Source organism: Pseudoalteromonas sp. L1 (genome assembly GCF_021728095.1).
Lineage (GTDB): Bacteria > Pseudomonadota > Gammaproteobacteria > Enterobacterales > Alteromonadaceae > Pseudoalteromonas.
Window position 1 is genome coordinate 183,178 of record NZ_JAKKCT010000005.1, and the last position, 14,090, is coordinate 197,267.

The following is a 14,090-nucleotide window of genomic DNA, read 5'->3' on the forward strand; positions in this document are numbered from 1 at the left end:
ACAAAAAAGCCGATGTAACTTCACTTCAAACATCGGCTTCTTTATTACTCTATTATTAAGTTTTTATCTAGATATTACTAAAGGCTACCTATAATAGGTGCTTTTTTAAAAACGGCGTTATCTCAGAGAATAACTTTATTTGGCTTTCTTGATCGTCAAAAAAGTGTGTTCCATCCTCTATTTCAACATATTTAATATCTAGCTGTTTTCTCGCTTTGTCATAGAAATCTTTCGATTGATTATAATTAACGCGCGTATCGTTATTACCATGTATTAAAAGAATAGGCGCCTTAATGTGGTTAATTTTTCTTATTGCTGATACCTCAGCTAACGCATCGATAGACTTATCATCTTTAACATCAACGATATTACCTAAGTATTTCCCTTGTCTATCTGTTTTCGTAACAAAAGTTTCAAGGTCTGAGACGCCTGATATACTCACCACACATTTAAAGCGCTTGGGCTCTTGAAAGGCAGCTGTTAAGGCAACATAACCACCGTAGCTTGCGCCAAAAATACAGGCATTATCTTTTTTAGCTAAACCTTGCGCAATTGCCCAATCCATTGCCTCATACACATCTTGTTGCATACGTTTACCCCACTGGTAATAACCAGCCGTTTCAAATGCGCTACCAAAGCCTGCAGAGCCCCTAAAGTTAACTTGTAATACAGAAAACCCTAATTCAACAAGATACTGAAGCTCTTTGTCAAAATACTTATAATCTCTGGCGTGCGGACCACCATGCGGCATAACGATCAATGGCGGGTTTTTAACATTTGCTGGCTGCGTAAAGTAACCCGTTATTTCCAGACCATCACTGGCTTTAAAGCTATAATTTTGTACTGGGCTAAATGACTTTCTGACTAAATAAGGATATTTCGATAACCAAACACCTCCTTTTTGAGTATTTAAGTCGAAGTAATAATAAGTTGGCGGCGTAACATCATTAGTGACTGACACTAATAATCGCGTATGATCTCGGCTACGGCTGCTGATTGTGGCCTGCTTTCCTTTAAAAAGGCCTGCCACTTCACGCTCTTGTGCGCCATCTTTGTCATCAAAATAGTGAGTGCGATAGTAGTCATCAAAAAAAGATACACCGATAAACTCGCCCTCATTATCAGTTATTGCGCCATCGAGATCATATTTATCATTACTAAAAATCAACTCCTCAAACTTGCCTGCTTCTATGTTATAGAGCCAAAGAGCTTCACGTCCAAGCTCCCTATTAGAAAGCACATACGCTTTGGAGCCATCTTTTGATAAAGCTTGAATAGAAAAAGTATCATCTTCCCCCCACACCTGTGAGTGAATTTTTTTGAGCTCTGCGTCTTTATTTGCTCTATACCAAATTGATGCTGTAAATACGTCATCTTTTTCTTCAACGGCTAGTCCAAGTCTGATAACCCCTTTACTATCAGCATACCAGCTACCAATATCATTTTTGTTACCCTGAACTTTATCAAAGTCAGATGTGCCTAAATGCACACGATAGACAACATAGCCTTTATCATTTTTGTCGTAGGTGGAAATCAGTGCATAATCGGTTTCATCCTTGAGTGATGATACTAACTCAAATGACTGATACTTATACCAACGATCATCTGTAAAACGTGGAGATGTGAGCACTTTAGTTTCAGAGGTTTCTACATTGATAGAGTACAACCTAGATACTCTGAAAAACTGACCATTTACATATTCGGGATAACTTGCCGAAACGATAATGTAGCGATTACCTGACCAGCGAATAAAATCAACACGGTCTTTGTTTTTCTTTAACCGCGCCAACACCTTAAAATCAATATCAGGAAACTTAGTAACACTAATAGTTGGGCCTGAATCAGTATTATAAAGTGTCGCAATAAGCTCACCATTTGGCGATAAGCTTGGCTGCTCAACCATTGGAAGTTTAGCGTATTGTTCCCATACAGGGGCTTTAGCATTGACAATAAATGTTGCCAAAAGCAGGATTGCCATGATTCCTTTTAACATATTTTCCCTTTTGAATTAATCAGTTAAATGACCATAAAAGGGTAACACACGAAAAGCAATTAACACAGGGTTAATTCATCATTAACGCTTCAAGGGGGGATTATTTAATATTAAATAACCACCTCTATAGAGGTGGTTAGAATATTGATATTTGATAGGGCAAGTCAGTTTTATAACTGCGTCGCATTACGCTGGCGTAACACTTCAAATAAACAAATACCGGTCGCAACTGACACATTTAAGCTTGATACCGTGCCTGCCATTGGAATTTTAACGAGTAAATCACAATGCTCACGAGTCAGGCGGCGCATACCATCTCCTTCTGCGCCCATAACAACAGCCATAGGTCCAGTGAGATTTGCATCAAATAACTCAGTATCGGTTTCACCGGCAGTGCCGACAACCCAAACACCGGCATCTTTAATTTCACGCAAGGTACGCGCAAGATTAGTGACTTGTACCAATGGTACTGTTTCCGCTGCGCCGCACGCTACTTTGCGTGCTGTGCCGTTGAGTTTGGCAGATTTATCTTTAGGAACGATAATCGCGTGTACACCCGCGGCATCAGCGCTACGTAAGCAGGCTCCTAAATTATGCGGATCAGTAATACCATCAAGCACCAATAAGAAAGGAGTTTCTTCACGGGCTATGATCTCATCTAGATCTTTTTCGTTATACATACGCGCCGCTTTTACATTGGCAATAATGCCCTGGTGTTGCTCACCATTGGCTTTATTATCAAGCGCTTTACGCTGCATAAACTGTACAGAAATACCGAATTTACGTGCTTGGTCAATAACCGGATTTAAACGTTTGTCTTCACGGCCTTTTAAAGCATATATTTCTAAAAAGCGCTCAGGCTCTTTTGCTAAAATTGCTTCAACTGAGTGAAAGCCAAAAATTAATTCATTACTCACGTATTATTTGCTCCTCGGCCATTACGTTTACGGGCATTCTTACCCGGTCTTTTTGCCTTTTTAGTGGCTTTTTTCTTACTCTTTTTGTTACTGGCTTTTACTGCATCAGCTTTTTTACTACTTGGCTTTTTGCGCCCTTTAGAAGGAGAAGACTTGCCACGTTTTTCGTTCTCTTTATCGCCTGATTTTGCTTCAAAGCGACTTGATTCAGATTTTTTACCAGGAATTTTACCTGCTTTAAGCTGGGCACGAACACTTGGTTTTGCAGGGGCGCTGCGACCACGACGACGTGCATAACGGTCTTGTTGTGCCTCGCCTGCTAACACTAAGTTTATGCGACGCTCATCAAGACTGACAGATGAAACCTGAACCGTTAATTTATCGCCTAAACGATAAACAGTGTGGGTTTGTTCTCCAATCAAGCAATGCTTAGCACCATCGTAATGGAAATACTCATTGCCTAAGTTGGTTACATGGATCATGCCATCAATTTGTAAATCGTCTAAACGTACAAACAACCCAAAGTTAGTTACCGATGAGATCACCCCACCAAATTCGTCACCAACATGGTCTTGCATAAATTCACATTTCAGCCAATCTGCGACTTCGCGAGTTGCGTCATCAGCACGGCGTTCAGTGGTTGAACACTGCTCACCTAAAATATCAACTTCGTCATCAGTGTATGCGTACTCACCCGATGTTTGCTGACCTTGCGCTTTAAGCACGGCTTTAATTGCACGGTGCACCACTAAATCAGGGTAACGACGAATAGGCGACGTAAAATGGGCATAGGCTGGCAAAGCCAAACCAAAGTGACCAATGTTATCTGGCTGATACACCGCTTGCTTCATTGAACGGAGTAACATGGTTTGAATAAGCTCAGCTTCAGGACGGTCGCCTAATTTTGCTAACACTTGAGTGATTTCTTTTGGTGTTGGCTCATCAGAAATCGCGGTTTCAATACCAAGCTCTGATAAAAAGTTTCTGAAGAAACCAAGCTTTTCACCATCCGGCTCATCATGCACACGATAAAGCGCACTTGCTTCGTGTTTTTCTAATAAACGGGCAGCTGATACGTTCGCAAGAATCATGCACTCTTCGATAAGCTTGTGTGCATCATTGCGCACCACAGGCACGATTGATTCAATCTTACGGTGTGCATTAAACACAAAACGCGTTTCTAAGGTTTCAAACTCAATCGCACCACGTTCTTGGCGTGCTGCTTTAAGTGCCATATACATTTGCTGTAAGTCAGTTAAATGCGGCACCATCTTGGCATATTCTTCACGCAGCTTTTCATCGCCTTGTAAAATCGCATTCACTTTAGTGTAGGTAAAACGAGCGTGTGAATTCATCACCGCTTCGTAAAATTTATACCCAGATAACTTACCTGCATCCGACACTGTCATCTCAGCAACCATACACAAGCGGTCAACTTCAGGGTTTAACGAACATAAACCATTCGATAACACTTTTGGTAGCATCGGAATAACTTGCTCAGGGAAGTACACTGAGTTACCACGCTCGATTGCTTCTTTATTCAGAGGCGTGTTCATTCCTACGTAGTGCGACACATCGGCAATGGCTACCCATAAACGCCAACCACCTGATGGTTTACGCTCACAATAAACGGCATCGTCAAAGTCACGGGCATCTTCACCGTCGATAGTAACCAGTGGTAAGTCACGTAAATCTACGCGACCTTGCTTTGCTTGCTCATCAACAAATTCGCCTAAATGTGCAACTTGCTTTTCAACCGCTTCTGGCCACACATGAGGAATATCGTGATTGCGTAGTGCAACTTCAATTTCCATCCCTGGTGCTAAGTGCTCACCGAGAACTTCGGTTACTTTACCTACTGCATTCATATGTCGGCTTGGGTTTTGAGTAATTTTCACCTGCACCATTTGGTTGTGGCGCGCGCCATTTTCACTACCCGGTAGTATCATAATGTCTTGCGTTATGCGTGGGTCTTCTGCCACAACAACAGCAATACCATGCTCAACAAAATAGCGGCCAACAATCGGTGCTCGTTCATTGGTTAATACCTTAATGATACGTGCTTCGCACTTGCCGCTTGAACCTTTGCGATTGCCTTTGGCAAGCACAATGTCGCCGTGCAACACCATATTCATTTGGTGCTTTGCGATAAACCAATCTTTACTCTCACCTTCAACTTCTAAAAAGCCGAATCCGTCACGATGACCAATGACCTTGCCTTTAACCAAGCCAGATTCATCGATCAATGCGTAGCATTTAAACTTATTGAAATACAGTTGACCATCGCGCTCCATAGCACGTAAACGACGTTTGAACGCTATTTGGCGCTCTGTATCGTTCACATGTAATTCGTCACAAAGTTGTGTGAAGTTTGCTGGTTTAGCGCGAGATTCTAAGTGAGTAAGTATAAACTCACGGCTAGGGACGGGGTTTTCGTACTTTTCTTGCTCTCGACTGAGATTGGGATCCTGTTTTGACATTCACTATCTTGTTAGTTGGTTATGTTGTTATTTTAACCCATAACCTAACAATGAGACAGGCAAAAGCTATGAAACTTTTAAGAAATTGATTAATTCTGCTAAAAATGGGGCTTTAATATTCTTTGCAGCAAACACTCTGTGTTAATATTTTCGGTAAATAACAATACACTAACAAATTTATATGGATATTAACTTAACCCACTACCTATCAACGATGGCCTATAACAGCGCCTATATTGGTCTGTTCATTGCGATTATAGCCCTTGCAAAATTGTCCTATAACCTAGCAACCCCTTATAACACCACCAGCCAATTAACCGACAATGCCAACTGTGCTTTAGGTTTATCTATTGGCGGCTACTTAGGTGCGATTACTATTATTTATGGTTTTGTGTTGGCGGGGCCTAGCCAAGGTCTACTAAGCGATTTGATGAATGTATCACTTTACAGCGTATTAGGTATGGTGCTACTTACTTGCTCACGCATTTTGAATGACAAGTTACTACTGCGATTGTTCTGCAATCAAGAGCAATTAATCAACCAACAAAACGAGGCGGTTGGCCTAGTACAAGCAGCTAACTATATGGCCGCAGCACTGATCATTGGTGGCGCATTAACAGGCGAAGGAACCTGGTTATCAGCCATCGTCTTCTATTTACTCGGGCAATTGCTGCTGATCATTTTTGCCAAAGGCTATGATCGCCTGACAAGCTTCAACCTTCATGAGCAACTCGAAAAAGGCAATAAAGCCGTCGCACTTAGCTTTTCTGCCACTATGTTGGCACTAGCCATAATCTTATGCCATGCGCTGATTGGTGGCTTCCACAGCTGGCAACAAAGCCTGAGTTTATTCTTTATTGACGCATTATTTGGCTTTTTAATTTTACCAATTGTGCGCTACCTCGTTGATAAAATTATCTTTAGTAAAATCTCCCTCGACCAAGCAATGCACGACAACAACACTGCAGTGGCGGTTATTGAAAGTAGCATTGCAGTCTGTGTCGCAGTAATCATTACCATCGCTATTTAAGCTTATTCATGGAGTAACGGATGAACATCTATAAGCTTTGTATTATTGCTGCCATCACATTTTTGGCCTGCTTAATAATACGATCAGACCTACAGACACCTCTAATGAGTGGCCAATATGGTAATTTTAAAGACTACGATGGACAAGACAAAGCCTACCTATTTACAGTGCCTGAAGATGGCCAAATGATGCGTTTAGAAATAAAAGGTAGGCTGCCTTTAAATTCATGGAAAGCCATTGATATGGAAATTTTTGACCCTGAAGGCAACTATCTATTCAGTTATTCTGATGAGCTATGGGCTGAATCTGGACGTGACTCTGAAGGTGAATGGCGAGAATATAAGAGCAGGGCTTATCATGATGTGCACTTCCCTAAAAAAGGCCAATATAGCGCATATGTAAGCAGTAGTTTTGGCCCTAATAATAGCGCTAAGAATTTCAGTTATACATTTCGCATCATTCCAATCAAAGGCAATATCAGTTTCATCGACCCTCTACTTTGGATCACTGGCATAATAGCAGGCTTCTCTTTAATTGTTATTTTGCATCGACTTGGCGCAAAGAGAGAAAACTCTGAACTTACTTATAAACCAATCAACACGTTAAGCCCAAAGGCTATGAAAGCAATGGAAACCCATATCCCAGCTTGGCCAATTGCATTGTTGTTTTTCGTGCCTGTGCTAGTTGCATCTTTGTTTGCTTATAGCAAAGGCGATAATGAGCACGATTGGCAAGTTTATTCATATCACCACTTCAATATAAACGTTGATAAACAATTACGTGAACAAAGTATTGGCAGCGCAGGTTTTCGTTCACGAGGCGGCTCAGGTGGTAAGTAAGTCAATTCGCGAAAGCCACATTTTACTGTTTAGTATTTTTGTTGCTGGCCTTTGCTCTATTATTTATGAATTATTAATTGCAACCACTGGCGCCTATTTTTTAGGTGATAGCATCACCCAATTTTCCCTGACAATTGGCGTATATATGGCGGCAATGGGGGTTGGCTCTTATTTTTCGCGTTTTGTACCTGATAAGCCATTGCTGGTGTATTTTATTGGTTTTGAGCTACTACTTGCGTTACTAGGTGGCTTGAGTGTGCCATTACTATACTTCGCTTATGCGTATGGCTTACCACTACAAGTGATTAGTGTTTTACTCACCACCTTAATAGGTATTTTAATTGGTTTAGAAATTCCGTTGTTAAGCCGCTTAATGGAAAAACATTATGCGCTAAAAGCAAACCTTGCCAATGTACTATCAATTGACTACTTTGGTGCCCTGCTCGCGACTTTATTATTCCCTTTTCTCTTCTTACCTTGGCTGGGGGTATTTAAAACAGCCCTAAGCTTTGGCTTAATGAACCTAAGTATTGCGCTATTATTGCTGTGGTACTTTATTGACCATATCAGCACTCATCGTCGACACGTGCTAAGACTCACTCTCATTTTAGTTAGTCTCATATTGGTGCTTTGTTTATTTGCTAGTAAACAGCTCACCCATCTTTGGCAAAGCCAAATCTATGATGATCGTGTCGTCCACTCGGAGCAAACGCCTTATCAACAAATCGTACTGACTCGCCATAAAGATGATATTCGGCTTTATTTAAATGGTGGCTTACAGTTTTCATCGATTGATGAATATCGCTATCACGAAGCGCTTATTCATCCAGCTATGGTGCGCCATGGCAACGCAAAACGAATTCTAATTTTAGGCGGTGGTGACGGCTTAGCTGCTAGAGAACTTTTGAAATACCCACAACTAGAGTCTATTACCCTTGTCGATTTAGACCCTGCTGTTGCCAAACTTGCACGGACTAATTACAACCTCACAACCCTTAATCAACAGTCGCTAAATGATCCAAAGGTTAAGGTTATTCATCAAGATGCCTATGTGTTTATTGAGCAAGGCAAGCAACTGTTCGATATCATTTTTATTGATTTACCTGACCCAAAGGCGATTAACTTAGCACGACTCTACAGCAAACAATTTTACCAATTAGTGAAAGCTAGCTTGCCTGACAATGGCATTGTTGTGACCCAAGCAACGAGCCCGTTTTTTGCGAAGCAGGCATTTTGGTCTATCAACAATACGCTCCGCGCAGCAGGCTTCACCCATACTTTGCCTTATCATTTAAACGTACCGTCTTTTGGTGAATGGGGCTTTGTTATGGCTTGTAATTTGATGTGTAGTAACCACCAGTTATTGCCTGTTAACACTCGCTTTTACCGCCCTGAAAATGATGCTCAACTATTTATTTTCTCCCCCGATATTAGCGCTAACAATGAAAAAGTATCGACGCTTGATGAGCCTAATGTGCTCCACTATTACTTGCAAGGTTGGAAATATTGGAACTAACCGAATGGATTAGCCTATTTAGGGAGTTTACAAAGTAAAGGATTACCGTTACAAAGAGAGCTAATAACAACAAACAAAAGGTTTGTAATGCAGGCGCACAAACAGAGCCTTATGTACTTACACATTGCAGTGCTACTATTCGGTGGCACGGCATTATTTGCCAAATTGGTCAGCCTAAGTGCATTAGATATTACCGTTTATAGAACAGCGATTGCAGGCTGTGCCTTACTGATTTTACTCACAATTCAACACAAAGCCATTAAGCTTCACTCTCGCCGTGATTACCTAATTGCCTTGTTACTTGGCATTACTGTTGGAATACATTGGCTCACCTACTTTGCTGGCATGCAATTGGCGGGGATTGCGGTGGGTATGATTGCCTTTTTTACTTACCCTGTGATTACGGTATTTTTAGAACCTTTTTTTCATGGCAGCAAACCACAGCTCAAAGATATAGCAAGTGCCTTGGTAGTTATGTTGGGTATTTACTTACTCATTCCTGATGCCAGTTTAGGTAATGATGTGACCTTAGGGATTGCCATTGGTATTTTATCGGCGTTCTTTTTTGCTTTTAGAAATATTGTGCATAAGCGTTACTTTAGCCAATATGGCGGCCCACAAACCATGCTTTATCAAACTTGGATCGCGTGTATTATGTTGTGCGCGTTTGTCGAAATACCACCATTACAAGTTGATACAATAAATTGGCTGCTATTAATTACCGTAGGGGTTATTTTTACAGCAGCACCGCATTCACTGTTTGCAGCAAGCTTAAAACATTTATCCGCTTCAACCGCTGGTTTAATATCTTGTTTGCAACCTTTATACGGTACGTTTTTCGCTTTTTTAATTTTGCATGAGCAACCTACAATTAGCACACTTATTGGTGGTACATTAGTGATTAGTGCCGCTTTTTATGAAACATGGTCAGTGACTCGGAAACACAAGCAATGATGAAAGTATTCGCTCACAGAGGTGCCAGTGGTACCTATCCAGAAAATACCAAAAGCGCCATTATTGCCGCAGTAGATTTGGCAGTAGATGGTATCGAAATTGACGTACAAAGCTGCCTTGATGATTATATGATCATTCACGACACTTGGCTCGATCGCACAACCTCTGGTCGCGGTAAAGTAAATGCCTGCACAAAAGAGCAAATTCAACAATATGATGCAGGTAACGGAGAAGTTGTTCCCTGTCTGCAAGATGCCATTGACTGGGTAGAAGATAAAACGCTTTTAAATCTTGAACTAAAACACACTTTTTCTTTAGATAAGTTTGTTGAGATGATAGAGTCAAACATTAGTATTGGAAAAATATCAAGAGACAATATTTTGGTATCATCTTTTGATCATCATCAACTCATGTGGCTCAAACAAAAGTTACCATGGGTAAAAATTGGCGCTCTTACGGCTTCAATTCCAATCAATTACAGTGAATTTGCTCAAAAACTGCATGCCTACAGCATTCATATAGATAAAAACTTTATAAACCATGAATTTGTTGCAGATGCAAAACAACGAGGCCTTCAAGTTTATGCTTACACGGTCGATAAAGTAGAAGATATTGAATTAATGTTAAGTTATGGCGTGGATGGTATTTTTACCAATTTCCCGTGTCATACACAAATGACACTTCAATCACTGTAACTCAGCAAGAGTAAGCTATACTGTTGAATTGAGTGGCATTGAATAAGACTAAGAAACGTCCAAATGAATCAACACAACACCTTAATGAGTAGCTATATGCGCATGTATAATTTTATCGAACAGACTTTCTTTTACACCTTAACGCGTAAAATTGTCGGTAATTTAGGATTTGTGTTTGCATTCCAAGCTATCACTTTAATCTGGCTTTACAATAGCCTGTCTGAGCAACAAGCAAGCATGGGCTTGTTTTGGCTGATGGCGTTTATCATCGTCGCGAGCTTTATTTTTACTATTTTCTATATGCGCTTTTTAATAGTTCGTCCAGTCCAAGCCATGCGTGACACTTTAGCGCATATAAACAGTCATGATGCTGATCTATCTGCTAAATTACCACACTTCACATTCGATGAATTCAGAGATCTCAGTGAGCAATACAATACCTTTACAGCACACTTAGGTGAGCTACTCGCGACAACTTATCAAAGTGCGCAAGCCAGTGCCCAGAGCAGCTCAAAGATGACTCAATCAATGCAACAAACGGCAGAGATTAGCCATCAACAAATTAAATTTAGCCATACAATTACTGATTCAAGTAACCAAATTACTTCAAGTTTAGAAAATATTTCGGCTAACACAGACAGTGTGCATACGATTAATAGTGAGCATCTGGCATTTGTGAAACATTCAGCCACTGAGCTCTCTGCCCTTGTTAAGAAGGTCGCGATGATTAGCCAAATTTTAGCTAACTTCTCAGCGACTATTTCAGGTTTAAAAGAAAACAGTGAAAATATTCGCGCTATTTTAAAAATGGTTGAAGAGTTTTCCGACCAAACTAATTTGCTTGCATTAAATGCAGCGATTGAAGCGGCACGCGCTGGCGAAGCTGGACGAGGCTTTGCTGTGGTTGCAGATGAAGTGAGAACGCTTTCAGTAAAAGTGAATGATGCGACCCGTCAAATAAGTGACTTCATCAATCAAATGAATTCGTTAGTTAATGAAACAAACAAAGAATCAGAGCAGTTAATTAGTCATTCTAGCGATGCAGAAACAGCGATTAGTGACACCTCTGCAGGGTTTAGTAATATGCTTGGCGAATTTGAGCAAAATCAGCAGCAATTACAACAAATAGTCAGTGCAGTGCATTTGCTGGAACAAACACAAACACAAACTCATCAAAGTGTTGAACAAATTGTGACATTAGGTGAACAAGCGAAACAGCAAATAGATGAGTCACTGGCTGATTGTGAGCAATCACATTTACTAAGTCAACAAACACTACAACAGCTAAAACGGTTTGTTTAAGGCCAGTTTTTAGCTCTTTTGTTTTAACTATTTATGGTAAAGTAGCCACTTCTTGGCTACTTTTTTTATTGAATGTGACAACTCCTACTACCGATTACCAACAACTCGCTTTGCAAATTAAACAATGGGGTAAAGACCTTGGTTTTGCCGAAGTGGGGATCACCGATATCGATCTCACCAAGCATGAAGCACAGCTTCAGCGCTGGCTAGATAAAGGCTATCATGGTGAGATGGAGTACATGGCTGCCCACGGTATGAAGCGTGCTCGCCCTGCTGAATTAGTCCCAGGTACACAAAGGGTCATCTCAGTTAAGATGAATTACCTGCCCCCCGATGCCAGCTTTGCAAAAAACTTAAAGCAAACAAACAAAGCGTACATCAGCCGTTATGCCTTGGGTCGGGACTATCACAAGCTACTTCGTAATCGTCTAAAAAAACTCGGCCAAAAGATTGAGCAGCATGTTGGCGAGCTAGGGTTTCGCCCATTTGTCGACTCTGCGCCTGTACTTGAAAGGCAACTTGCTGAAAAAGCAGGCTTAGGTTGGCGAGGTAAGCATAGTCTGTTAATCAATAAAGAGGCGGGCTCTTGGTTTTTTTTAGGTGAGTTATTTGTTGATATTCCACTGCCTATCGACGAGGAAAACACCTTTGAAGGCTGTGGTAAATGTGTTGCTTGTATGACGTTATGCCCTACAGGCGCGATTGTGGAGCCTTATGTAGTGGATGCTCGTAAATGTATTTCATACTTAACAATCGAGCTACAAGGCGCGATCCCTGAAGAGTATCGTCCTTTACTCGGTAATCGGGTGTACGGTTGTGACGATTGCCAGCTCGTCTGCCCATGGAATCGTTATGGTCAAATAACGGATGAAGCTGATTTTCACCCGCGAAAGCAATTAAAAGATCAAGACCTCTTAACTCTTTTTGCTTGGGATGAACCAACATTTTTAAAAAATACAGAAGGTAGTCCTATCCGACGAATAGGCCACCAGCGATGGCAGAGAAATCTCGCTGTCGGCTTGGGTAATGCTGAATATAACGAAGAAATAGTGGCAACATTGAGCGACGCGCTTAAAAGCGCAACTCCACTTGTAAAAGAGCACATAGAGTGGGCGCTTGATCAACAGACCCATAAGCGCCAACAACAATTACGTAAAACAGCACGACTTATCCGTATTGTAGAAAAAGGCTTACCACGAGACGCTTAGCGCGTTACCTCATAAATGTTAGCTTTTGAGTAACAAGGATAAATCGTCTTCAATTTCTTTAAATGCCGCTTTAACACCTTGTACTGACTCTTCACGTGCAACTGAATTTTGAATCGTTTCATCAACTTTTTGATAAATGAAAACCTCTTGGTCTTCATCAAGCCCCATTGTTGGTATTCGCTGTTCAAGGTCTTCCTGTAGTTGTTTAAAAACAGCTTCGTTATTGAGACGGTTATCATTTAACAGCTCAATTAAGCCACGAAACTTACTATGTACTTTACCCACCGCGTCATTTAATTGCTGTTGCTGACGAATAAGCTCTTTTTTAGTAATAATCGCTTTAAGCTGTTGCTCAGTAACACTCACCAAAAAACAAATATGATCTCGAATTCGACCATGCTTATCAGGGTCTTGTTCAGGCATATTGAGGATCAATAAACTGATCATTTCATAGTTCACTAAAATTCGGCTCGAAAACTCATGTAAGCGGCCTTTATTTTTTAGCATTTCAAACAGTTCAACCACAATAGGTGAGCATATCCCTGTTACAGAAAAATGCTCTATCCCTGAGTCAAGACGAAACTCAACATTGCTTTGTAAATCGAATGAGCTTAAACAATGGAGCAATGCCTTTCCTAACTCTTGTTCATTATCAATAGAACCAATATGTTCAATATAATTAACAATTTGACCCATCTCACTGCTATTTGCCATCGCATTAAACGCTGTCGATGTTGCATCCTCGACTTGTTGTTCTAAGGACTCTTTTTCAATGAGTACTTGGTGTAGATGCTGAAGCTTCAGTTTTAATTCTTCATGCCCAAATGGCTTCACAATATAATCTTCGGCACCAACCGAATATCCCTCCATACGCTCTTCAACTGTGCCTCTTGCCGATACAAACATAACAATAATGTTTGCTGTGTTTGGATTTTCTTTAAGCTTTCGGCATACCTCATAACCACTCATTTGCGGCATACTTACATCAAGTAAAATAACTTGTGGGTCAAACTCTTCAACTACAGCTAAGCATTCGGGACCACTGTTAACCATTTTTAATTCAAAATCGAGCTCTTCTAAAATCTCTTCAATGATCTCTAAATTAAAAGGCTCATCATCAACTGCTAAAATTCGTTTTAAGGCCATCTCACCCTCT

11 protein-coding genes are annotated in these 14,090 nt (G+C 40.7%); 7 read left to right on the top strand and 4 right to left on the bottom strand.

Annotated elements, in window-relative coordinates:
- Positions 1-88: 88 nt before the first annotated feature.
- The 3 genes from L3V38_RS15935 to rnr form a co-directional block, all read right to left on the bottom strand.
- Entirely contained in the window at positions 89-1,993 is a 1,905-nt protein-coding gene (locus L3V38_RS15935; RefSeq protein ID WP_237119999.1) for an alpha/beta fold hydrolase, read from the bottom strand.
- Between the two features lie 170 nt (positions 1,994-2,163).
- Entirely contained in the window at positions 2,164-2,910 is a 747-nt protein-coding gene (gene rlmB, locus L3V38_RS15940) for a 23S rRNA (guanosine(2251)-2'-O)-methyltransferase RlmB (protein WP_062568643.1), read from the bottom strand.
- The gene (gene rnr, locus L3V38_RS15945) at positions 2,907-5,390 is read right to left on the bottom strand and encodes a ribonuclease R (protein WP_237120000.1); all 2,484 of its coding nucleotides are present in this window, start codon (positions 5,388-5,390) and stop codon (positions 2,907-2,909) included. The genes rlmB and rnr overlap by 4 nt, the downstream gene beginning before the upstream one ends.
- 181 nt (positions 5,391-5,571) lie before the next feature.
- Here rnr and L3V38_RS15950 point away from each other — a divergent pair, with 181 nt between their 5' ends.
- The 7 genes from L3V38_RS15950 to queG all read left to right on the top strand — a co-directional run bounded on the left by L3V38_RS15950 (position 5,572) and on the right by queG (position 12,934).
- Complete coding sequence (locus tag L3V38_RS15950; RefSeq protein ID WP_237120001.1) at positions 5,572-6,420, top strand: DUF350 domain-containing protein; 849 nt, start codon at positions 5,572-5,574, stop codon at positions 6,418-6,420.
- A gap of 104 nt (positions 6,421-6,524) precedes the next feature.
- The gene (locus L3V38_RS15955; protein ID WP_237120002.1) at positions 6,525-7,259 is read left to right on the top strand and encodes a hypothetical protein; all 735 of its coding nucleotides are present in this window, start codon (positions 6,525-6,527) and stop codon (positions 7,257-7,259) included.
- Complete coding sequence (locus tag L3V38_RS15960) at positions 7,249-8,775, top strand: polyamine aminopropyltransferase (RefSeq protein WP_237120003.1); 1,527 nt, start codon at positions 7,249-7,251, stop codon at positions 8,773-8,775. Before L3V38_RS15955 ends, L3V38_RS15960 begins: the two co-directional genes overlap by 11 nt.
- 87 nt (positions 8,776-8,862) lie before the next feature.
- Entirely contained in the window at positions 8,863-9,729 is an 867-nt protein-coding gene (locus L3V38_RS15965; protein WP_130149414.1) for a DMT family transporter, read from the top strand.
- Complete coding sequence (locus L3V38_RS15970) at positions 9,726-10,424, top strand: glycerophosphodiester phosphodiesterase family protein (protein WP_237120004.1); 699 nt, start codon at positions 9,726-9,728, stop codon at positions 10,422-10,424. Before L3V38_RS15965 ends, L3V38_RS15970 begins: the two co-directional genes overlap by 4 nt.
- Positions 10,425-10,508: 84 nt before the next feature.
- On the top strand, positions 10,509-11,726 hold the full coding sequence (locus L3V38_RS15975) for a methyl-accepting chemotaxis protein (RefSeq protein WP_130149635.1): 1,218 nt from the start codon (positions 10,509-10,511) through the stop codon (positions 11,724-11,726).
- 74 nt (positions 11,727-11,800) lie between these two features.
- Positions 11,801-12,934: a tRNA epoxyqueuosine(34) reductase QueG gene (gene queG, locus L3V38_RS15980; RefSeq protein ID WP_130149634.1), complete on the top strand. Its 1,134-nt coding sequence runs from the start codon at positions 11,801-11,803 to the stop codon at positions 12,932-12,934.
- An 18-nt stretch (positions 12,935-12,952) separates the two neighbouring features.
- Here the strand turns inward: queG and L3V38_RS15985 are convergent, their stop codons facing one another.
- Complete coding sequence (locus L3V38_RS15985; protein WP_237120005.1) at positions 12,953-14,080, bottom strand: response regulator; 1,128 nt, start codon at positions 14,078-14,080, stop codon at positions 12,953-12,955.
- Between the last annotated feature and the right edge of the window lie 10 nt (positions 14,081-14,090).